The sequence below is a fragment of the Kangiella sp. genome (assembly GCF_048265365.1).
GTDB lineage: Bacteria > Pseudomonadota > Gammaproteobacteria > Enterobacterales > Kangiellaceae > Kangiella.
In genome coordinates, this window is sequence record NZ_JBLXBT010000001.1 from 254,544 (window position 1) to 276,484 (window position 21,941).

25 protein-coding genes are annotated in these 21,941 nt (G+C 45.4%); 15 read left to right on the forward strand and 10 right to left on the reverse strand.

Features of this window, described 5'->3' with window-relative positions:
* The first annotated feature begins 25 nt into the window (after positions 1-25).
* Complete coding sequence (locus ACN0VI_RS01160; protein ID WP_417445481.1) at positions 26-973, forward strand: D-2-hydroxyacid dehydrogenase; 948 nt, start codon at positions 26-28, stop codon at positions 971-973.
* A 510-nt stretch (positions 974-1,483) separates the two neighbouring features.
* Positions 1,484-1,741, forward strand: a complete 258-nt coding sequence (locus tag ACN0VI_RS01165; RefSeq protein WP_417445482.1) for a hypothetical protein — start codon at positions 1,484-1,486, stop codon at positions 1,739-1,741.
* A gap of 327 nt (positions 1,742-2,068) precedes the next feature.
* On the opposite strand, the gene ACN0VI_RS01170 is transcribed toward ACN0VI_RS01165, so the two are convergent.
* The 5 genes from ACN0VI_RS01170 to lptM form a co-directional block, all read right to left on the reverse strand.
* A complete protein-coding gene (locus ACN0VI_RS01170) occupies positions 2,069-2,734 on the reverse strand; it encodes an HAD-IA family hydrolase (protein WP_417445483.1) in 666 nt (221 codons plus the stop codon).
* 3 nt (positions 2,735-2,737) lie between these two features.
* Complete coding sequence (xerC, locus tag ACN0VI_RS01175) at positions 2,738-3,637, reverse strand: tyrosine recombinase XerC (RefSeq protein WP_417445484.1); 900 nt, start codon at positions 3,635-3,637, stop codon at positions 2,738-2,740.
* A gap of 17 nt (positions 3,638-3,654) precedes the next feature.
* On the reverse strand, positions 3,655-4,332 hold the full coding sequence (locus tag ACN0VI_RS01180) for a DUF484 family protein (protein ID WP_331890681.1): 678 nt from the start codon (positions 4,330-4,332) through the stop codon (positions 3,655-3,657).
* Positions 4,333-4,417: 85 nt separating this feature from the next.
* The gene (gene dapF / locus ACN0VI_RS01185; protein ID WP_331890680.1) at positions 4,418-5,248 is read right to left on the reverse strand and encodes a diaminopimelate epimerase; all 831 of its coding nucleotides are present in this window, start codon (positions 5,246-5,248) and stop codon (positions 4,418-4,420) included.
* Entirely contained in the window at positions 5,245-5,472 is a 228-nt protein-coding gene (lptM, locus tag ACN0VI_RS01190; RefSeq protein ID WP_417445485.1) for an LPS translocon maturation chaperone LptM, read from the reverse strand. The genes dapF and lptM overlap by 4 nt, the downstream gene beginning before the upstream one ends.
* 177 nt (positions 5,473-5,649) lie before the next feature.
* Between lptM and cyaY the strand changes: the two genes are divergently transcribed.
* The 8 genes from cyaY to ACN0VI_RS01230 all read left to right on the forward strand — a co-directional run bounded on the left by cyaY (position 5,650) and on the right by ACN0VI_RS01230 (position 13,103).
* Positions 5,650-5,967, forward strand: coding sequence for an iron donor protein CyaY (cyaY, locus tag ACN0VI_RS01195; protein ID WP_417445486.1), 318 nt, complete (start codon positions 5,650-5,652; stop codon positions 5,965-5,967).
* 45 nt (positions 5,968-6,012) lie between these two features.
* A complete protein-coding gene (locus ACN0VI_RS01200; protein WP_417445487.1) occupies positions 6,013-6,681 on the forward strand; it encodes an alpha/beta hydrolase in 669 nt (222 codons plus the stop codon).
* Between the two features lie 220 nt (positions 6,682-6,901).
* Entirely contained in the window at positions 6,902-7,951 is a 1,050-nt protein-coding gene (locus ACN0VI_RS01205; protein WP_331890677.1) for a histidine kinase, read from the forward strand.
* Positions 7,952-7,957: 6 nt separating this feature from the next.
* Positions 7,958-8,662 carry a LytR/AlgR family response regulator transcription factor gene (locus ACN0VI_RS01210; protein WP_417445488.1) on the forward strand — a complete coding sequence of 235 codons (705 nt, stop codon included), beginning with the start codon at positions 7,958-7,960 and terminating at the stop codon, positions 8,660-8,662.
* Positions 8,663-8,735: 73 nt separating this feature from the next.
* The gene (gene hemC, locus ACN0VI_RS01215; protein ID WP_417445489.1) at positions 8,736-9,671 is read left to right on the forward strand and encodes a hydroxymethylbilane synthase; all 936 of its coding nucleotides are present in this window, start codon (positions 8,736-8,738) and stop codon (positions 9,669-9,671) included.
* A 15-nt stretch (positions 9,672-9,686) separates the two neighbouring features.
* Entirely contained in the window at positions 9,687-10,448 is a 762-nt protein-coding gene (locus tag ACN0VI_RS01220) for a uroporphyrinogen-III synthase (protein ID WP_417445490.1), read from the forward strand.
* Between the two features lie 79 nt (positions 10,449-10,527).
* Positions 10,528-11,880 carry a uroporphyrinogen-III C-methyltransferase gene (locus tag ACN0VI_RS01225; RefSeq protein WP_417445491.1) on the forward strand — a complete coding sequence of 451 codons (1,353 nt, stop codon included), beginning with the start codon at positions 10,528-10,530 and terminating at the stop codon, positions 11,878-11,880.
* Positions 11,877-13,103, forward strand: a complete 1,227-nt coding sequence (locus ACN0VI_RS01230) for a heme biosynthesis protein HemY (protein WP_417445492.1) — start codon at positions 11,877-11,879, stop codon at positions 13,101-13,103. Before ACN0VI_RS01225 ends, ACN0VI_RS01230 begins: the two co-directional genes overlap by 4 nt.
* A gap of 138 nt (positions 13,104-13,241) precedes the next feature.
* On the opposite strand, the gene ACN0VI_RS01235 is transcribed toward ACN0VI_RS01230, so the two are convergent.
* Positions 13,242-13,445, reverse strand: coding sequence for a YheV family putative zinc ribbon protein (locus ACN0VI_RS01235; RefSeq protein ID WP_331892090.1), 204 nt, complete (start codon positions 13,443-13,445; stop codon positions 13,242-13,244).
* A gap of 67 nt (positions 13,446-13,512) precedes the next feature.
* On the opposite strand from ACN0VI_RS01235, the gene ACN0VI_RS01240 reads away from it, so the two are divergent.
* The 3 genes from ACN0VI_RS01240 to ACN0VI_RS01250 are packed head-to-tail and all read left to right on the forward strand — an operon-like array spanning position 13,513 to position 16,170.
* A complete protein-coding gene (locus ACN0VI_RS01240; RefSeq protein WP_417445493.1) occupies positions 13,513-14,865 on the forward strand; it encodes a Na+/H+ antiporter NhaC family protein in 1,353 nt (450 codons plus the stop codon).
* 9 nt (positions 14,866-14,874) lie between these two features.
* Positions 14,875-15,669: a shikimate dehydrogenase gene (gene aroE / locus ACN0VI_RS01245; protein WP_417445494.1), complete on the forward strand. Its 795-nt coding sequence runs from the start codon at positions 14,875-14,877 to the stop codon at positions 15,667-15,669.
* Between the two features lie 39 nt (positions 15,670-15,708).
* Positions 15,709-16,170 carry a methyltransferase family protein gene (locus ACN0VI_RS01250; protein WP_417445495.1) on the forward strand — a complete coding sequence of 154 codons (462 nt, stop codon included), beginning with the start codon at positions 15,709-15,711 and terminating at the stop codon, positions 16,168-16,170.
* A 48-nt stretch (positions 16,171-16,218) separates the two neighbouring features.
* Here the strand turns inward: ACN0VI_RS01250 and katG are convergent, their stop codons facing one another.
* A complete protein-coding gene (gene katG / locus ACN0VI_RS01255; RefSeq protein WP_417445496.1) occupies positions 16,219-18,450 on the reverse strand; it encodes a catalase/peroxidase HPI in 2,232 nt (743 codons plus the stop codon).
* Positions 18,451-18,809: 359 nt separating this feature from the next.
* Between katG and ACN0VI_RS01260 the strand changes: the two genes are divergently transcribed.
* Entirely contained in the window at positions 18,810-19,406 is a 597-nt protein-coding gene (locus tag ACN0VI_RS01260) for a DUF6448 family protein (RefSeq protein ID WP_417445497.1), read from the forward strand.
* 20 nt (positions 19,407-19,426) lie between these two features.
* Here the strand turns inward: ACN0VI_RS01260 and ACN0VI_RS01265 are convergent, their stop codons facing one another.
* Positions 19,427-19,825: a VOC family protein gene (locus ACN0VI_RS01265; RefSeq protein WP_417445498.1), complete on the reverse strand. Its 399-nt coding sequence runs from the start codon at positions 19,823-19,825 to the stop codon at positions 19,427-19,429.
* Positions 19,826-19,845: 20 nt separating this feature from the next.
* Positions 19,846-20,244: an OsmC family protein gene (locus ACN0VI_RS01270; protein WP_417445499.1), complete on the reverse strand. Its 399-nt coding sequence runs from the start codon at positions 20,242-20,244 to the stop codon at positions 19,846-19,848.
* Between the two features lie 128 nt (positions 20,245-20,372).
* Here ACN0VI_RS01270 and crp point away from each other — a divergent pair, with 128 nt between their 5' ends.
* Positions 20,373-21,008 (forward strand): cAMP-activated global transcriptional regulator CRP, encoded by a 636-nt coding sequence (gene crp / locus ACN0VI_RS01275; RefSeq protein ID WP_012800089.1) that lies wholly within the window; start codon positions 20,373-20,375, stop codon positions 21,006-21,008.
* 67 nt (positions 21,009-21,075) lie between these two features.
* Here crp and ACN0VI_RS01280 read toward each other — a convergent pair whose 3' ends face one another.
* A complete protein-coding gene (locus tag ACN0VI_RS01280) occupies positions 21,076-21,654 on the reverse strand; it encodes an anthranilate synthase component II (protein ID WP_417446551.1) in 579 nt (192 codons plus the stop codon).
* Positions 21,655-21,941: the final 287 nt, after the last annotated feature.

Sequence of the window (21,941 nt, forward strand, 5' to 3'; positions counted from 1 at the left end):
CAAGAATTTAGACAGGAACGATTTTATGCGCGCAGTTTTTCTTGATGCCGACACCTTAGGTCACTGGCAAGACACCGAACAACAAGCCAAAGTAGATTTGTCGCCACTCGTGGAATGCTTCGAAGAGTGCAAACTGTATGGCTTAACCAGCCCCGAGCAACGTCTTGAGCGCTGCCAGGATGTCGATGTCATCATCACCAACAAAGTTGTCATTGATCGTGAACTCATAGAACAACTGCCCAACCTGAAAGCCATCCAACTGGCCGCCACCGGCATGAACAATATTGATCTAGAAGCCGCCAAAGAAAAAAATATTCAGTGCTTTAACGTCGCCGACTATTCGACCTTTGCCGTGGCGCAACTGACCATGCAGTTTATTTTGAACTTCGCCACCCGCGCCAACGACCATTTTAACTTAACACGCCAAGGCGCTTGGCAAGAAAGCCGTATGTTCACCCTAACCGACTTCCCAACCATGGAAGTGGCCGACAAAACCTTAGTCCTGATTGGATACGGCAACATCGCCCAAAAAGTCGAACAGCTTGCCAAAGCATTCGGAATGCATGTGCTCATTGCCAATATTCCGGGCCGCCCTATGCGCGACAACCAAGTGCCACTCAACAATGCACTACCACAAGCTAACTTCGTCTCGATCCACTGCCCACTAACAAAAGAGACCCAAGGCCTGGTCAACAAAGACTTCATCGGCCTGATGAAAAAAAATAGCTTCATCATTAACACCGCACGCGGCCCTATTATCAATGAGCAGGATCTGGCGGACGCTCTCAAAAGTGGTAAACTCGCCGGTGCCGGCCTCGACGTACTCTCCGCCGAACCACCCAGCCCAGACAACCCACTGCTGCAAGACGAGGTACCCAACACCTACATAACACCCCACATCGCCTGGGCCAGTCATGAATCAAAAATACGACTGATAGAAGGCATGGCGGAGAATATGAAGGGATTGGGGTAATTACTTCGTAATTAACTCGTCATGCCGCGGATTTTCCGCGGCATCCAGTGGCTTTTATCACTTCCTTACTTATTTATTTCCTATTAAGTATCTACCAAAATGCATTTGCCCAATTCATGTCATTCCCGCGAAGGCGGGAATCCATGCTCTTATTAATTCCATTCCTCAATTAATCGTTTCGCCCCTCGGCGAGCTCCTTTCTTTTATGTGAGTAAAAGAAAGGAGCCAAAGAAAAGCCCACCCCGAGATTGAGATTTCGCTCCGCTCAACTTCCTTCGCTACTCCCAAAATACTTAACGTACCAGAATTTACATCACATCCATGTGCTGAAAATTCTTATCAAAATCATCCACGATTTTGATTACTATATTTTGTACGTACCTCAGCTCAATCTAAGGGGTTATTGGAGCAAGCCTGAACCTTCGGGCTTAAATATCAACTTGTAAAGCAAAATCAATGGTAATAAAGTCTTATGAATGAATAAGTATAATTAAATAGCTGTAATCAAACATGAAAATCACTGCGACAATGAAACAAGAATTGATAACAAAGCTAGAAGATTATCTCTCTGGAGCATTAACACACGATGAAATTAGAGAGTTCGCATGGAACCTTGCAGAAGACAGTCCCAAAGAACCAACAAAGGAAGAAAACATTTACTGGTCAACGGTCTTTTCTATAATTCATTTAGCTGATGATGAGCATTGGAATGATGGCTGCACACAGAAAGACTTGACAGATTTGTGTGTGAAACTTAAACAAACCTAATAAAGAACTATTTTTTAAAAGGACATCGACACTTGATTAAAAACGCATCGATCATTGAAGATATTTATGGATACTGGCCCACCTTTCATGATTCTGAAATTATTAGCATTAACTTTTAATGTAGTAGCCCTATAGATTCCAAGAGTGCTTCAGTAGAAATATTGTTGAATTACTGGGAAACCAAAGCGATAAACGAGGGTACCCCTAGTCGAGACGCACCATTGAGCTCTACAAGAGCAGATCCCCTAAAGGGACTTCCTTTGGTCATCTGACTCCCGTCAGAATGACATGCTCTTTGGTTGGTACTTTAGACTCGGTCCTACCAAATCAATTCTTAACCCAATCATACAACTTCCCGATATCCTTCACATGAATTTCTAAATGTTGGCATTTTGCGGCGATGCTACTTTTGATGTCGGTGTCATAGCTGTCGCCGATATGCAGGAGTTCTTGTGGCTCTATGTTTTTTAGGTCACAAATTTTATGCAACATTTCAGGAGAGGGTTTAGCACGCCCATGGATACCTGCAATAAAGTGTTGCTCAAAGTAATCCATTAAACCTAAGGCAGATAAATTGGAATTGCCGTTGCTGGTGGCGAAGAGGCTGTATTTGTCTTTTAGTGCGGACAATAAGTCGTGAGTAAGTTGTGGGATTTCGATCTGACTACGACAACCATAGAAGATGGCGAATGCTGGATTGATTAATGCTGAATCACCACCGGTTTGTTCGAGCATCTGATGAATCATTTCTTTGCGTAGCAAGGTCATGTTATCCAGCTCTGGACGGTCTTCTTCTAATAGTTTTTTTGAGATCGCTTGCATGGCTGCGACATCAAACTGCTCACCGATTGGAGGATGCTCTTTAGCTAAAAACTCTAGCAGGTTTTGCTCGCACTGTTCTATCACTCCCTGGTTATCCCACAGAGTATCGTCTAAATCAAAACTGATGACTTTGACGTTCTGCCAATCAATTTCTTTTATCTTTTCGGTCATAGATTATTCTTTCTTTTTTCTGGCTCTTGGATGCGCGGCATCATAGGTTTTAGCTAGATGTTGAAAATCAAGGTGTGTATAAATTTGTGTGGTTGAAATACTGGCATGGCCTAACAGTTCTTGTACCGCACGCAAATCACTGGATGATTCCAGAACATGGGTTGCGCAGGAGTGTCGTAATTTGTGTGGATGCAGTCGATCATTTAATCCAAGTTTCTTGCCCCAGTGTGCCAGGCGTTGTTGAATGGCGCGATTGGTCAACCGATTTCCTTGTTGGCTTAAGAACAATGCTTTTTCATCACCGCTTTTCGCGAAACTATTGCGCTCCTTTAGCCACAGACTCAACACTTTTTTCGAACTGTTACCGAAAGGGACTTCCCGAATTTTATTACCTTTACCGAGTACGCGTAAGGTTTGATCCGAAAAACTTAAGTCATCAATATCCATGGCACTTAATTCTGTCAGACGGATACCGGATGAATACAATAATTCCATCATGGCTTTATCACGAACCTCAATCGGTTCATCTTCTGGCATTTGATCAAGAAAATGATTGAGACTATCCACATCAATATTTTTCGGTAATCGTTTTGCTTTTTTGGGTCCCCGCACACCAACAGCCGGATTGATGGTGATTTTCTTTTCGCTTAACAGGAATTCTAAGAAGCGTCGCGTTGCCGACAACTGAAGTGCGCTACTGGAAGGCGATGCTCCCTGCCGATGTCGCTTGGCAATGAGCATCCGAATATCTTGCGTGGTGATTTGTTGCCAATTGTTGTAACCGGCAGCATGACAAAAGGCTAGTAATTTTTCTAACTGACGTCGGTAGTTATTGACCGTGTGTTCTGAATAGCGCTTTTCGTGCAGCAGTCTGTTCAGATAGCGTTGAATATCAGATTCCATGGTCACTAGTTAAAAAGCTAACTCTCCTGTTTGTCCAGACACGCTTCGGTGACGTCACCAATCAAGCGTAAAAATAATGTGCCCATATCAGCGGTAAATAAATCCACATCCTTGCTTCCCAGAGCAATCACACCAACACGGGAGTTCTCACCCAGCGGTATAATTGAATAGGATTCCAGCTCATGATCACCACCAAATAGTTGTGAAATACTTTCAGTCACACGACCACAAATTGGATCATTTTGAATAAAGTGTTGGTCCGTTAATTGGCGAACCATTTCGATATCGCTGTAGTTAACATGATGCAAAGTTCCTGCATCGTCGAACAACCATAATTGAACATTATCGAGTTCAAAATTATCACGTAGATGCTCTAGTAACCGGTCAACCATTTCTTGCGTTGAATGTGACGATATCATTGCCACAAATAACTCGGCGCATTTGTTTAACAAGTCACCGTTACTGTGTGCATTCTCAATTAATGTATTAAGTTGAGTTTGTAATTTCTCGGCTTTGTCTCGTAAGCCTAAAATTTGTCGCTCCACTAACGAAACTGAGCCATACACTTTGTGTTGTAATCTCAGTTTGTCTAATAAGTCTTGATGATTTTCAAAGAACTCAGGATGCCGTTCTAAATAGACAGCAATTTCCTGTTCTCTTTTCAACCGATCTTCTGCTGAATTACCCTCTGTCATTTTACTTCCCCGAAAAGATATTCCGTTAATGGATCTTTAATAGAAAACAATTCTAAAACCATTCCCAGCTAATTCTTTTTTATTTTTAAATCTCAATCTGCCCTTCGAACACGACTTTGGCCGGGCCGCTCATGAATACCGTTGAGCCTTCGCCTTGCCAGGTAATCCATAAACTGCCACCTGGTAACATCACTTTGACCTTGTCATCGGTCAAGCCTTGCAAGCGTGCAACCACCACCGCTGCGCATGCTCCGGTGCCACAGGCTAAGGTTTCACCTACACCACGCTCAAAGACGCGAAGCTTAATGTTCTGTCGGTCGACCACTTCCATAAAGCCCGCATTAGCTTGAGACGGAAAATATTTGTGCTGACTCAACATGGGGCCGACTGTTTGTACCGGCGCCTTCTCCACATCATCTACTTTGAGTACGCAATGGGGATTACCCATCGAAACCGCACCTACTTTATAACTGATTCCACCTGCATCAATCGAGTACAGGCTTTGCTTTTCAGCAAAGCGTAGCGGAATCTGCGCGGGTTCCAGTCTTGGCTTACCCATATCAATGGTCACCAGACCATTATCTTCTAACGTGGCTTGCATGGTCGCGGTGTTGGTCGATAAACGTAACTGTCTTTTCCAGGTCAGGCCTTTTTGCCTGACATACTTGGCGACCGCACGCGCACCATTGCCGCAATGTCCGGCTTCGCTGCCATCCGCATTGAAAATCCGAAAATGAAAATCGGACTCCGGATGTTGCGGTGCTTCGACAATCAGCAATTGGTCAAAGCCAATACCAAAATTGCGATGCGCCAGATTAGCGATTTGGCCCTGATTTAAGTAAACCGGCTGAGAAATCGCATCCACCACCATAAAATCGTTGCCAAGACCCTGCATTTTACTGAACGGCATAATCATGGCTGATCACCTTGCGGCTCAACGCCCTCTTCTGGAGATGGCTGCTCGGTATCCATAATCGGGCCGTCTTTTGGGTCCCGCTCTTCAGGCGCTTTTTCCTCAGGAGTAGCCTTCTCTGCTTCTTCGCTCTCAGGTAAGAACAAATCACCTTTTTGGCCACAGGCAGTTAATACCAAAGCCAGCAACGACAGTCCTAATAACTGTCCAATTCGTTTTATACACATTGTGTGTTTAGTATTTTCATCAATTTGAGAATTAGCCCTATCTTCCTACAGCTTGCTGTTTCCTGCAAGTTTGCATCGCCCATAAAATCAGGCGTATTCCACGATTTTAACTTAACCCTACGCCACCAATCTGGCACAATGTGGCAGCATTAATCACTAAGATTGCCAGGAATAGCCATGACTGAATCAGAATTCAATCAGCAAGTTGATGACACCCTCATCTCCATCGAAGAAGCATTGGATGAGTTAGACCTTGATATCGATTACGAAACCAGCGGTGGCATTTTGACCATCACCCTTGAAAATGGCAGCAAAATCATCATTAATCGCCAAACTCCAGTGAAACAACTGTGGCTAGCGGCAAAAGACGGTGGCTACCACCTGGATTGGGTGCATGACCAATGGATCACTGACAAAGACAAGGAACCGCTGGAGCAATTATTATCGCGGGTTATGACTCAGCAATCCGGTGAGTCGATCTCTTTCACTTTATAACTCTTATTGTATAACTAGTACCTAATAACCATAAGCTAACATTATATGTCTGAATTACTTCCTTGCGTCACCGTTAAACCGACTTCCGAACACAAAGCTACCGTTATCTGGCTACACGGCCTTGGCGCCGATGGCCATGACTTCGAGCCAATAGTGCCGGAGCTTAAAATCCCCGCCGAGCTAGGCGTAAAGTTCATCTTCCCCCATGCGCCCGTTATTCCAGTCACCATCAATGGCGGCTACCAAATGCGCGCCTGGTACGATATACGCAATGCCGATTTATCACAGCGAGAAGACGAAGCTGGTGTTCGCCAATCAGCGCAGCAGGTCGAGCAACTTATTCAGCATGAAATCGAACAAGGCATACCAGCCGATAAGATCATCCTTGCCGGATTCTCACAAGGCGGTGCCATAGCCCTGCACCTGGCTACACGTCTGGACAAAAAACTGGCAGGAATTGTCGCCCTTTCCACCTACCTTACCGTGCCCGACAAACTTGCCGACGAAAAAACAGACACCAATCTTGATACCACTATCTTCATGGCCCACGGCCTGCAAGACCCCGTCGTGCCGATACAACGTGGCCAGTACAGCGCCAAAGTGCTCGAAGACAACGGATTTAAAGTTCAATGGAGCGACTACCCCATGCCACACGCAGTATGTTTAGAAGAAATACAAGCATTGGGAAGCTATATAGAGTCGGTATTGAGCTAACGTTTCACAGATACAGGTCTGGATGGTGCAAGCATCAGATTAGAGTTAGCACCATCCTAACTGACCTGTTCTTTGACTCCGTTTCCTAGTCTCCGTCGCACCTCTTTTGTCCACAGGACAAGAGACAATCTCTCACCTCAACTGCTGTCACACCGAAACCGTTCTTAATTTTCATACTAACTTATGGATTTTCTTGAGTTTTTGCGCGACTATAAGTGTCATGAAGCCCGCAATCCAGACATCACATTCTCGGCACAACCGAGTCAATCAGCTTCCTGACTTCTGCCAGGCGGCAACTTTATATTTGATCGTGATTGCCAGCGTTTTGCTGGCGCTGCTGCTGAGTTTCGCTGCACCCAACTGGCAACAGCAGTTCTGGACCAACTTAAGCTTATACTCGCTATTTATTCTTTGGACTTCGCTGACCAGTCTCGGCATCCTTTGCTTTCTCAGGCGTTACATTCTCCTACAACTCCCTAACGTCAGCCTGCAACGCTTTTCTACTTTGGCTATTGGCGTCATTATGCTGGCCACTTTAAGTTACAGTCTGTTGATTAGTTTTTATCTCAGTCAGGAACCTTCGCTGTGGTTTTTGCTGCGTAATGTTTTCATTGCTCTGCTCGTAAGCGGCATCTTCTTTCGTTACTTTTACTTACGCGAAGAAAGTTTGCGGCGCATTCGCTCAGAAGCCGAAGCGCGTATTCAGGCTTTGCAATCGCGCATTCGTCCGCACTTTTTGTTCAATAGCCTCAACACACTTGCTAATCTGGCGATTGTCGATCCGGTTAAAACCGAACACATGATTCTTGATATGGCGGATATCTTTCGTGCCAGCATGCAGCGTTCGGACGTTCTGATTCCGTTTTCCGATGAAAAGCATTTATGCACGCAATACCTTAATCTGGAACAGCAACGCCTGGGCGATAAGCTCCGTTTTGAATGGCAAACTGAAACCATTGATTCCAACTTGTTAGTGCCGCCTCTTTTGCTGCAACCGATTATTGAGAATGCGGTTTATCACGGCATTCAGGCATGTCCCGAAGGCGGCTCTATTATTATTAAAGGCGTTAGTTATCAGAAACACATTCAACTGGAAGTGATCAATCCGCTGCCCGAAGATAACGCTAAAAACCACAAAGGTAATTCGCTGGCTTTGAGCAATATCGAACAACGTCTGGATGTGCTATTTGGCAATAAGGCATCGATTAATTACCATCAATCCAATGGCCGTTTTTACTGCACCCTGACCATTCCCAAACGATTAAACTGATAGATTATGATTTCTGTATTGATTGTTGATGATGAACAACCTGCTCGCCAGCGCTTGCGTCGCTTGCTCGACGCGCATCCCGAGCTGGAGATTATTGGCGAAGCCGACAATGGGCAAAAAGCGCTAGAACTCATTGAGCAGCAGCAACCCGAACTGGTATTTCTAGATATTTCGATGCCGGTCATGAATGGCATGCAGGTCGCCAAGCAACTAAACCAAAGTGATCAACAACCGCATATCATCTTCACTACCGCCTACGACGAATATGCCTTGCAGGCATTCGATGTGGATGCGCAGGATTATTTGCTTAAACCGATTCGCCAGGAACGCTTGAGCAAGGCTCTGCAAAAACTACAACGCCAGTTTGCACAGTCTAAAACTGCTTTCTTGAGCATCCGCGAGCGCGAGACCGTGCGCCGCGTGCCAGTGGAAGCGACTCTGTTTTTACACTCGGATCAAAAGTACACCGAAGTACATCTGACTAACGAAGTGCTGTTATCCAGCGATAGTCTTAAAGATCTGGAACAGCGTTTTAACCATGACTTTATTCGTATCCATCGCTCCACCCTGGTTAACCGCCAACACCTGATAGGTATTGAGCAGGACGACAGCGGATGTCTGGCGTTGATCCAGGGCGCGAAATCCAGGCCTGAAATTAGCCGTCGCCATCAGCCTGATGTACGTCAATTTTTGACCTCTAATTCTGCGTAACCCAATACCTTTATGCTAAGATCCAATAAACCTTGCTCCAAGTACTTAACTGTTAAGAGTTAACAATCCAATTATGAGTATTTCAACCTTGCGCATCGCCACCCGCCAAAGCCCATTAGCCATGTGGCAAGCCGAGTACGTCCAATCCCGCCTACAACAACTGCATCCTGATCTGACCGTCCAACTGGTTCCAATGACCACGCAAGGCGACAAGATTCTAGGAACGCCACTGACCAAAATTGGTGGAAAAGGCTTGTTCGTTAAAGAACTGGAACAGGCAATGCTCGAAGGTCGCGCCGATATCGCGGTACATTCGATGAAGGATGTCCCTTATCAATTTCCGGAAGGGTTGGAACTGAAGGTAATTTGCGAACGCGAAGATCCAACCGATGCTTTCGTTTCCAATAAATACCATAACCTGGATGACTTGCCGTGTGGCGCTAACGTCGGCACTTCAAGCCTGCGTCGTAAGATTCAATTATTAAAAGCTCGCCCCGATCTCAAGATCACTGATCTGCGTGGCAACGTTGGCACCCGCTTATCCAAACTGGATGACGGCAACTATGATGCAATCGTTTTGGCTTCCGCTGGCCTCAAGCGTTTAGGTTTGGCTGAACGCATTCGTAGCCAGTTTGAGCCAGAACTGATGCTGCCCGCACCCGGCCAAGGCGCTGTGGGCATCGAAGCACGCACCAATGACCCTGAGCTGGACGCGATACTGAAACCCTTGCAGGATGACACCACCAGCCTGCGCGTGCTTGCCGAGCGTACCATTACCAAAACACTGCAAGCCAGCTGTCAGGTGCCAGTGGCGGCTTTCGCCACTATCGACAACAACACCCTGTCTTTGCGCGCTTTAGTAGGCGGCATCGACCAGCAAATCATCGAAGCCAGCGCTGAAGGTCCTGCGCAAGATGCATTGGCAATTGGTCAACAAGTTTCTCAAGAATTGCTCGAGCTTGGCGCGCGTGAACTGATTCAAGAGTTAGCAGCGACTGCTGACTACTAACCCCAAGAGGACACTATGGCTAACCCTCCTACCATAATCGTCACTCGTCCATCCCCGATGGGCGAAAGCTTATGCCAGGAACTAAACGATCTAGGCTATCGAGCCATTCATTGCCCATTAATTCGTTTCACCGCCAATACTGATCACTCCCCAGAACAGCAATTAGCCTTATTAGCACAACACAAACTATGGATTTTCGTCAGCAAACAGGCTGTTGATTTTGCCTTAAGAGATTTAAGCCGCGAACAACTTGAGCAGTTTCTCGGCCACACCCTTATTGCCGTCGGCAAAGCCACCCAAAAAGCATTGCAGCCTTACGGCCTGTCAGCATTAGTCCCGAAAACACCGGACAGCGAAGGCATTCTGGCATTAGTCAATCAATTCTCATTACCTGCCAACTATCCGATTCTATTGATTCGTGGCGATAAAGGTCGCGGCTTGCTCGAGCAGGAACTGAACGGTCCTTATCAACTGGGCGCTCTGCCGGTTTATCACCGTATCGAACTGACTGCCGCCTTACCGCCAGCCATGCAACAGGCATCCGCAGAACACCCCGTTGCCTGGGTTGTTACCAGCGCCCAACTCCTCGAACTGACCGATAAAATGCTAGCAACTGCAGAGATTAAACCGGAACAGGTTGCTATTATCGGAGGCAGCGAGCGAATTAGTGATTTGGCTCGACAAAAGGGTTATACAAATTGTTATACTGCTACAGACGCATCCAATGCCGAGATTATTCACGCCTGTTTAGACTGGCGTAAACCTGCAAGTGTTTAAGCGCTGATCAAATCTTTGGCTTGGGCTGTTTTTAAAGACAGTTATTTGATTCTAAAAGTATGAATAAGAGAGAGAACCTATGAGCAAAAAGGATAAGGACGCAAAAGACATGGTTAAGCAAGAGACCACTCCTGCCAGCCAGGACGACAACAAAGCGACCTCAAGCACTGATTCTAACTCTGCCAGTGCTACTAAGTCGGACAAAAGTTCCGGTGACTCTCAATCATCCCAAGCTCAAAATCGCTCTGACAAAGAAAAAGCTCAAGATCAAATAGCGGCCAGTTCTGGCTCTGGCGCTCACTCTGATAAAAAGACACCACCAGCAGCTAAATCTGCAACTGTAAGTAAATCATCGCCCATTAAGTGGATTATCGTCGTTATTATTCTGGCAATTATCGGCGCAGGCGGTTATTACGGCTGGACCCTTTGGAACAACTACCAATCGGCGCAAGAAAAAGCCAGTACCTTGGATCAACTGCAACAGCAAGTGCAGCAACAACAAGGTGTTATCAATAATTTAGAAAACGATAGCAGACAGCAAGCCAATGAGCTGTCGCAGGTTAATCATCAACTCTCTTTGCAGCTTGAGCAGTTACAAAACGAGCTCAAGAAAACGCAACAGAAAATCACCTCAACTGACGAACAACAGAATCAATGGATGCTCGCTGAAGCTGAGTATCTGATCCGCCAGGCTTCCTACAAATTGCACTTCACCGACAATGCCAAAACTATCATTGGTTTACTGCAGGCCGCTGATCGTCAGGTGTTAGCCATGAATGATTCCAGCTTGCAGTCTTTGCGTCAGGCAATCAGTAATGACATCAATGCGGTACGCGCCAGCGGTGCTCTGGACATCGAAGGCGTAGCGATAAAGTTGCAAAGCCTCAAGCCGCTAGTTGAAGAACTTGAGTTAGCCACCGTGCAATTACCCGATGGCGAAGAAGCTAAAACTACCGAAGCTACTGATGATGCCACGGAAGAAGAAACGTCGGGCTGGCAACGCTTTAAAGATTCTTTCAGTTCCGCACTCAGCCAATACTACACAGTGCATCATTATGACGAATCAATGAAGCCTTTTATTTCGCCTCAGCACGACGCCCTGCTGCGCCAAAATATTCTGTTGAATTTGCAAGCAGCACAACTAGCTGCCATTCAACACAATGATGCCATGTATCAAAGTGCACTGAGCGAAGTGGAAGACTGGGTGACCCAATATTTCAAAAGTGAGCCGGCGACCACTACCGCATTCATGCAACAGCTTGATGAGTTATTGCAGATGAGCGTAGCGCTTAATTTGCCGCAACAACTGGAATCATTGCGCGCCATCGAACAGATGACCGGACGCCAAGCTTCACGTTCTATTCAAGAAGATACAAAACAATGGCCAGTGCAAGAAACAGCGACAGCAACCTCCGAGGAGGTAGCGCAATGAAGTTGAAATGGTATTTACTCTTTGGCCTGTTTGGTGGTCTGATTATTGGTCCACTGATCAGCAAGATTCCCGGTTCCACTTACATCCTGCTGGATAAAACCGCCATTGAATTTAAAAACAATGTCGCGCTCGGTCTGCTTGTTTTGGGACTCATTTTATTATGGCTGATTTGGGTACTGATTCGCTATTTACTGCGCACCAGCAATCTTACCCTCAACTGGTTTGGCGATCGCAACCTACGCAAAGCCCGCCAAAATACCATTGATGGCATGATTGCTCTGGCTGAAGGTCATTGGAAAACAGCTGAGAAGTTATTAATTAATGGCACCAGAATCCGTGATACCAAATTAGTTAATTACTTAGCCGCCGCACGCGCCGCGCAGGAACAAGGCGATGATAAAGCGCGCGATCACTATTTGCATATCGCTGCCAAAACACAGCCAGACGCCCAGGTCGCGATAGGTCTGACTCAGGCGCAACTGCAAATGCAACACAGGCAATATGAACAGGCACTCGCCACGCTAAGTCACCTGCGTGATATATCGCCGCATCACCCCTACGTGCTGAAATTACTCTATCAGTTATATGCACGATTGAGCGACTGGCAACACGTCATCGACATCCTGCCAAAGCTACGCAAAAACCGCGTCTTTGATACCGACAAACTGAATGCCATTGAAGTCATGGCATGGAACCATCAGCTGCAAAAACAGGCTGAAACCGCCAATTTTGACACACTCTCCGAGTTCTGGAATGGTATTCCTAGCCACTTACGCAAAGCCCCTGAGCTCGAGCTCACTTATGGCAAAGCACTGGCCCAACTGGAGCAGGATCAGGAACTGGAAGTACTGGTGAAAGATTCCGTTAAACATCATTGGCAGGATGAACTGATTAGCTTATTTGGCCACATCGAAACACCACAGCCGGATAAATCATTAGCCTACGCCGAAGGATGGCTTAAGCAAAAGCCGCACAACGCCGTACTACTAAATACCCTCGGAAAATTAGCACTTAAAGCGCAGCTCTGGGGCAAAGCCAAGAACTATTTTGAACAAAGCCTCGCCATCATTCCATCCGCCGAAGCCCACTACTTCCTCGCCCAGGCCTACAACCAGCTCGGCCACCCAATACAGGCACAGGAAGAATATCAGAGAGGGTTAGCTAATGAGGTAAAACCTCGTCGTGAGTACGACTTGATAGGTGATTTAACACAGAAGAGTTAACAATTTAATTCATTTGTAGGGTGCGTCTTGACGCACCTTTTTTTATTGCTAGTAAACAGATACTCCGATACTTCTTAGGTAAGACAGGGACCATTTTAAAAGTATTTTTTTGCGCTTCCAGAACATTTTGCTATACCCCTATAACTCTTTAACTTTAATAATCTGCGGTTTTGATTCAGCTTCTTTTTCTTCGTCATGCCCTATCTTTTCATGAAAATCACACTCAGTGCACTCTCGGACAAAGAGCTCATCTTCATAAAAGCATACGGTGGTGTCCATAGCCTGGCATTTGGGGCAAACGGCGCCAGCAACGAAGCGTTTGGGGCTGGTTTTCTCTTGCATTGAATTTACCTGATGATTGCTATATGGTGCTTTGACGGAAAACTCGAATAACAAAACCATTACCTTTATGTCCTGGTTAAGCATCCTACCGCCCATTGTAGCGATTTTAATCGCTGTCTGGAAACGTCAAGTCATCATCGCTCTGTTGATGGCGATTTTCACTGCCGAATTGATTCTGGTCGGCGGTAATCCTATCCATGCTTTTACCGATACTGTTGACCGTTTGGTTAATGTATTTTCCAGCGCCTATAACACCCGTATTTTGATGTTCAGTCTGTTAATCGGTGCCTTGATTCAGTTAATTAAGATTTCTGGCGGGGTTTCGGCGTTGGTTGATTGGCTGACGCGCAAAGAGTATGTGCACAATCAACGACGGGCCGGTATGTTGCCGACCATTTTGGGCACCAGCATCTTTATTGATACCAACATGAGTGTGTTAACCGCCGGCCTTTCATCGCAGGCGTTATTCGATAAGTTCAAGATGAGCCGTGCGCGACTGGCTTATATCATTGACTCTACCTGTGCGCCAATAAGCGTGTTGATTCTGCTTAATGGCTGGGGAGCTGCGATTCTAGGCCATGTTGAAAAAACGGGTGTTGCCAACCCGACTGGTGTGCTGGTGGCCAGTATTGGCTTGAACTTCTATGCGATTGTTACCTTGCTCATTGTCTTTTATACCGTTTATACCGGTAAGGTTTATGGCCCCTTGAAAGCGGAAGAATCGAGGGCTTTGGAGGTACCGAGCGAGCCTTTACCGCTAGCTACTAAGAAACGTTATATGCTATGGCCTCTGTCTTTCATGGTCATCAGCATTCTGGTGTTTATGCATATCACTGGCGATGGTGATTTACGCCAAGGTTCTGGTTCCGAGTCGGTTTTATGGTCGGTGATACTATCCACGCTTTTGATTTTCGGTTTGCTACGCTTTGATGCCAAACGCAAAACCAAGGAGCTGATGGAAGAGTCATTTAAGGGGCTTGGTCACTTATTGCCACTGGTTACTTTAGTCTTGTTGGCTTTTGCCTTGTCTGACTCCATGACTGATTTAAAAACGGGTGAGTTTGTGGCTGGCGCGGTGGGTGAGTTCCTGCCGCTATGGATTATTCCGGCGTTAATTTTTGTGTTGGCTGGATTTATTTCTTTCACCACTGGAACCTCATGGGGAACCTTTGGCATCTTAATTCCTATTGCTATTCCACTGGCGGTCAGCTTAGGAATTTCTCCAAGCCTGGTATTAGCGGCAGTACTCGGTGGCAGTGTGTTCGGTGATCATGCTTCGCCGATTTCTGATACCACAGTGATTTCGTCATTAGCTGCCGGCTGTGATCTTTTAGATCATGTCAAAACCCAGTTGCCTTACGCGATGTTTGCAGGCGGTATCAGTATTGTGCTGTATATCCTTTTTGGTTTGATCGGTTAGGGTTTTTGTATGAGTAATATTATTGTTCCTAATCATCCGCTGCGCCTTGGCGTGGTTGGCAACCCGATTTCGCACAGCATGTCACCGCAACTGCATCAGCAGTTTGCCCAGCAATTGACCATTAATATTCAGTACGGGAAAATTTGTCCAACGGCCAAAGGTTTCAACCGTGTTCTTAATGATTTCTTTCAAAGTGATGGCTACGGACTTAATGTTACTGCTCCTTTCAAGCAGCAAGCTTTGCAATACGCCACCATCATTACTCAGCGTGCTGAAGACTCGCAAAGCGTAAATACGCTTGTCAAAACTAAAGAAGGCATTCTCGGAGACAGTACCGATGGGATTGGCTTTGTTAAAGACCTCCACCACAAGCAGCTCGACTTCAATAATAAGCGCGCAGTTTTGCTTGGTGCCGGAGGTGTTGCTCGCTGTATTGCGCAGGCACTATTACTTGATGGTTTTGAGGTTTATCTAATCAATCGAACACAGAGTAAAGCGCAAGCCATGGCAAATGCATTACAACACCTTGGTCCGATTCAACTTTACTCGGATGATATCGCTGTGGATCTAGTAGTTAACTCTGTAAGCTTTAATGCTGAACAGTTTTTACCGCAGATTCAATTCGATAAGAGCTCTGTCGCTTATGATTTAAACTATGGCGCAAAATCCAAAAGCTTTTTATCCGCAGCGAAAGATTATACTCAGCAACAATTCGATGGCTTAGGTATGTTGATTGAGCAAGGTGCAGAAGCCTTTGGTTTATGGACAGGAAAATATCCCGATACTTCTAATATTCAGCTATAATTATTATAACTGCTCAAAGATTACGACAAGGAGCACCGCATGAAAAGTTTAGAATTAAAAGTACCGCCAGCTATTGTGATCTTCTTTTTTGCACTTTTAATGTGGTTACTGACTAAACCTTTAGCTGACTTTCAAATTCATTTTTTATATCAAGATTGGCTGGCATGGCTCTTTTATTCTCTTGGTGGAATTTGCATACTATTAGGAGTTCACCAGTTTAGAAAAGCAAATACCACCGTTGACCCTCGATTTCCTGACAAATCATCCTCGCTAGTTTGTACTGGCATATTTCGTTTTAGCCGTAATCCTATTTACCTAGGTTTTTTACTTATTCTGATTGGTTGGGCTATTCAGCTAGCACATTTTTTACCTTTCCTACCCATCCCGTTATTCGTCGTCTATATGAATTATTTCCAAATTATTCCTGAAGAGCGATCTATGCAATCAAATTTTGGTAGTGACTATCAACGATATAAAGCGAAAGTCCGACGCTGGTTCTAACGCATAAAAAAAGCCACCATAAAGTGGCTTTTTCAGACGTTGCTGGGACTACTCTAAATCAAATCGATCATTGGTCATTACTTTACTCCAGGCTGCGACAAAGTCGATAACAAACTTCTCTTTCGAGTCACTTTGCGCATAAACTTCCGCTACCGCACGAAGCTCTGAGTTAGAACCGAAAATCAGGTCCACTGGGGTGGCTGTCCACTTCAGTTTTCCTGTTTTACGATCCCTGCCTTGATACAAACCTTCTTTATTTTCGGCTTTTGACCATTCGTTGTCCATGCTCAATAAGTTGACAAAAAAGTCATTAGTCAAAGCACCTGGTTTATCAGTGAAGACGCCATGTTTAACCCCGGCAGTATTCGCACCTAGCGCACGCATACCGCCAACCAGCACTGTCATTTCTGGTACGGTTAGCCCTAAGGTATCTGCTTTATCAACCATCATTTGTGCTGGCGATAAACGATTACCTTCTCCGAAGTAATTACGGAATGCATCCGCTTTCGGTTCAAGGAATTTGAACGAGTCTACTTCAGTCATTGCTGCAGTTGCGTCAGTCCGACCTGGTTGAAATGGAACCTCAATATCATAACCTGCGTCTTTTGCTGCTTTTTCTATTGCTGCTGCACCTCCCAGTACAATCACGTCAGCCATCGACACTTTTTTGCCGCTCTTCAGGCTTTTGTTAACGCTTTTATGAATGGACTCAAGTTTCTTTAAAACTTTCGCTAACTCTTTCGGATCATTCACCGGCCAATCCTTTTGTGGCGCTAGACGAATACGCGCACCATTCGCTCCACCACGCATGTCGGTGTTGCGGAAAGTTGCTGCTGCTGCCCATGCTGTTCTAACCAGCTCTTGCACCGTTAAACCTGAGTCAAGAATCTCTTCTTTCAAGTCTGCTATTTCACCCTCATCGATCAAGGTGTAATCAACGTCTGGCACTGGGTCTTGCCAAATCAAATCTTCGTTTGGCACTTCACTACCCAGGTAACGAGCCTTGGGGCCCATATCGCGATGCGTTAATTTGAACCAGGCTTTGGCGAATGCCAATTCAAATTCTTCTGGATTCTCATGGAAACGCTTGGAAATTTTGCGATACTCTGGGTCAAACTTGAGCGATAAGTCTGTGGTAAACATAATTGGAGCATGACGCTTACCTTCAATGTGTGCATCAGGAACAAGGTTAGCTGCCTGGCCATCTTTCGGTATCCACTGAATGGCACCTGCTGGACTGCGAGTCTGCTCCCATTCAAAACCGAACAGATTATCGAAGTATTGAGTGGTAAACGCTATTGGGTTTACTGACCAAGCACCTTCTAAGCCACTAGTGATGGTATCTTCGGCGTTACCTTTACCACATTTATTTTTCCAACCAAAACCTTGGTCTTCGATCGGTGCGCCAGCGGGATCGGCGCCAATACACTCGTCAGGTTTGTGCGCGCCATGTGCTTTACCGAAGGTATGTCCCCCGGCAATTAAGGCAACGGTTTCTTCATCATTCATCGCCATACGACCAAACGTATCGCGAATATCTTTGGCTGCCAGTAATGGGTCAGGGTTACCATTAGGACCTTCTGGATTAACGTAAATTAAACCCATCTGTACTGCGGCAAGTGGGTTATCTAGTTTCCGTTCACCTTTGTAGCGCTCGTCGCCCAACCACTCTTTTTCAGGGCCCCAGTAAACAATGTCTGGCTCCCATTGGTCAACACGGCCACCGGCGAAACCAAAGGTTTTAAAGCCCATTGATTCAAGAGCCACATTACCCGTCAATACCATCAGGTCAGCCCAGGAAAGGCTACGACCGTACTTTTGTTTCACTGGCCACAGTAAACGTCGTGCTTTATCCAGACTGACGTTATCAGGCCAGCTGTTCAGCGGCTCGAAACGTTGTTGCGCACCACCGGCGCCACCACGGCCATCTTGCACACGGTAGGTGCCCGCACCGTGCCATGCCATACGAATGAAGAACGGGCCATAGTGACCATAGTCAGCCGGCCACCACTCCTGATCAGACGTCATCAAGGCTTCTATATCTTTTTTAACTTCATGGATATCTAATTTGCTGAAAGCTTCGGCATAGTCAAACTCATCGCCGTAGGGATCGGATTCGGGGCTATGCTGACGGAGGGGTTCAAGGTCTAGTTTGTTAGGCCACCAATATTCGTTTGCCATAGACCCTGTTTCATCTGCTGCAACAGCGTGAGTTGAGGCCATTCCTAATGACACCGCAACCGCCAAAGCAGAGATTAGGGGGATTGATTTTTTTAACATGTTACGACTCCTTTTGTATAAGAAATACAACCATCCGTATGAATATACTCCGGCCGTTGAGTCGCTTACATTGCTAAAGAACTATGAGATAGATAGATTTTCTTTATTAAAAGTCAGAATTGCATAGAATTAATTCGTTAAACAGTCTAGCTTACCCCTAGCTCGCCATGACTCTTCACGGCACAAATATACCCTTCGATAATAGCCTAGTCCTGCACAGCAACCTTTGCAATCCTGCATTCGAAAAACCTACTACTATTGTATCTATCTCTCAAGTGACGCTTAACATAGATCAAGTCTTATCTTCGTCAGCTTAGCTAAAATTATTACGTTATTTCCATCCTATTCTGGTGTACTCAATGTTCAGCAAAAACTTATTTCCTGCTTTTTTAATCACTATATCCTTAATAATGCTTCCTTCTCACAAAGCTACTGCTCACTGTGATACTTTGGATGGTCCTGTGGTCATGGCGGCCCAGTTAGCACTGAAAACTAATGATGTTACTCCTGTCTTAAAATGGGTAAGTGTTGATGATGAAACCATGATTAAGACTGCCTTTGATAAAACCATTACAGTTAGAAAGCAGAGCCCTGAAGCAAAGGCATTAGCAGATATGTATTTTTTTGAAACCCTAGTCCGAATACATAGGGCCTCTGAAGGAGCACCATATTCAGGTTTGCAACCCAGTAATTCTACTAGTCCGATTATCCAGCTAGCCGACCAGGCTCTCGAGTCAGGTTCACCCGAAGAACTTCAAAATGCTCTCCTGCATAAACTATCGAATAAGCTCAACAAAAGCTTTTCAGCAACAAAAAAAGCTCACAGAAATGCAGACAGCTCAGTTGATGCTGGCCGAAAATACGTCAAAGAATATGTTGGATTTACGCACTTTGTAGAAGCAGTCCATCAGTTACTTGATGATGCTCATGCAGTAGATGTTCATTCAGAACATTAATAATGTAAACTAACACTTCATCAATCCGCAATCGGCGGATGGTGAATCATCTGTACTCGATTACCGTCCGGATCGGCGCAATAGAAACTGGTTGCGCCGTCGCGGTGAAATTTTGGTTCGGTAAATATTCGCACGTCATGTTGTTTTAGAAACTCATACCAGTCATAGACATCATCGGCGGTTTTCATGATAAAGCCCAAGTGATCGAGTTTTTGTCCGCCACTGACATCCAGGCCTGGCTGCTTACGGTGCAAGGCCAGATTGTCATGACCTTTAGAAGATAAATACACGTTGTCTTCATCCGGTCGCCACTCCACTTCCATACCGATTAAGTCCGTATAAAATTTTTCGGTTGCTTCAAACTTATCTACAAATAGCGCCAGATGGCGCATGCCTAGATGTTCTGCTGGACGTTTCATGGCGTTACACTAGACGTTCTTTATACTGGGACAATATCAAATGAAGTTTTGATCGGCATATTGCGATCCAACGAGTGCATCACCGAACAGTATTTCTCAACTGACAGGTCAATAGCTTTTTGGACATGTTTGGTCGATAAGTCTTTACCGTTGATCACAAAGTGGAAATTAACGGCAGTGAAACGACGTGGCGGCTCATCGGCGCGATCGGCCTCTATTTCACAGTGACATCCTGTGACATTTTGACGCGCTTTTTCCAATATCATGACCACATCGATAGATGCGCAGGCACCTGCTGACATCAATAAATTCTCCATTGGCGACACATAATCGCCTTCCCCGCCAAACATGACGCGCTGACGTTTACTGTTCTTTCCGACGAAATTAAGGTCGCCGACCCAGTCTAAAGTTACTTTCATGGTGTTTTGTGACTCAGTTGTATAATTCAGGGACTATATAGTGCCACAACAAATTTGATTTTGAAGGGGTACATGACTAAGATTTCATGCTATATTTTCATTAGATTACAATAAAATAGGACGACTTCATGGCGTTACCTTATCATTTGGCACAAGACGAGACCATTCAATGGTTCCTGAATCATTGTCAAAGACGTCGCTTCCCAGCGAAAAGTACCCTGATTTATGCCGGCGATTCGTCAAACACGCTTTATTTCCTGCTCGAAGGCTCTGTGACGGTTTTGATAGAAGATGACGAAGGTCGTGAGCTAGTACTTGCTTATCTTAACCCTGGCGATTTCTTTGGTGAAATGGGCCTGTTTACAGATGACCATGACCGCACTGCCTGGGTTCGTACTAAATCAGAGTGCGAAGTGGCTGAACTTAGCTACGACAAATACCGCCAGTTAACTCGTGAAAACCCGGATGTACTCTTCCGCTTAGCCACTCAGTTAGCGACACGCCTGCGTAAAACCAGCCGTAAAGTTGGCGATTTAGCTTTCCTTGATGTAACCGGTCGCGTGGCGCATGCCTTGCTAGAGCTGGCAAAAGAGCCCGATGCTATGACTCATCCAGACGGTATGCAGATTAAAGTAACTCGTCAGGAGTTGAGCCGCATTGTAGGTTGTTCTCGTGAAATGGTTGGCCGCGTATTAAAAGCACTAGAAGAACAAGGTCATATTCACGTAAAAGGTAAGACTATGGTGATCTTCGGAGCACGTTAGTTTTATTACCACTCGATACAAAAAAGCCATGTGGAAACACATGGCTTTTTTGTTATTAGACCTTGTCTCAGTTCCTATATTCTAAGATAAAATTCTTCAACATTTTATGGCCATGCTGGCTCATTATGGACTCTGGGTGAAATTGAACACCTTCCAGTTTCAGGTTACGGTGTTTAATGCCCATTATATATTCGAGCTCACCTTCTTCATCTTCGGTCCAGGCGGTCACCTCAAACTCTTTTGGTAGACTTTCGTTATCAACAATCAATGAGTGGTAGCGGGTTGCCTCAATAGGATTAGGCAGGTCTTTAAAAACACCTTTATCGGCATGATGAATTTCTGAGGTCTTACCATGCATAACCTGTTTAGCCCGAACAACCTTGCCCCCAAACACCTGCGCCATGGCCTGGTGACCTAAGCAAACTCCGAGTATGGGATAATCATGGGCCAGCTCTTCGATGACGGCTAGAGAAATACCTGACTCATTGGGTGTTGCCGGGCCGGGTGAGATTACAATATAGTCTGGGTCGATTTCCTTAGCTTCCTTAACGGTCAATTCATCATTACGTTTGACCAACACATCCAGTCCAAGGTCAGCAAAATATTGCACCAGGTTATAGGTGAAGGAGTCATAATTATCGATCATTAATAAGCGTTTGTGTTTGCCCACTAATGATTTTGGCGCTTTGATAAAATAAGCTCCAATGGCAAACACTATGCTTAGAAATAACAGGATGATAAAACCAAGATGATTGGCAATATAGTTGGTTGAACCGTTATAACTTTCCGTCTCGGAACAATAATGCTGATCGTAGAAGTAACTCCCCCCTGAATCGAGGCATTGATCAATCGCAGCTTTATCAGAAATATAGTGGCCAATGAAGGCCGCGATTATTATTGTTACTAAAACCCACCAAACTTTTCTCATAGACT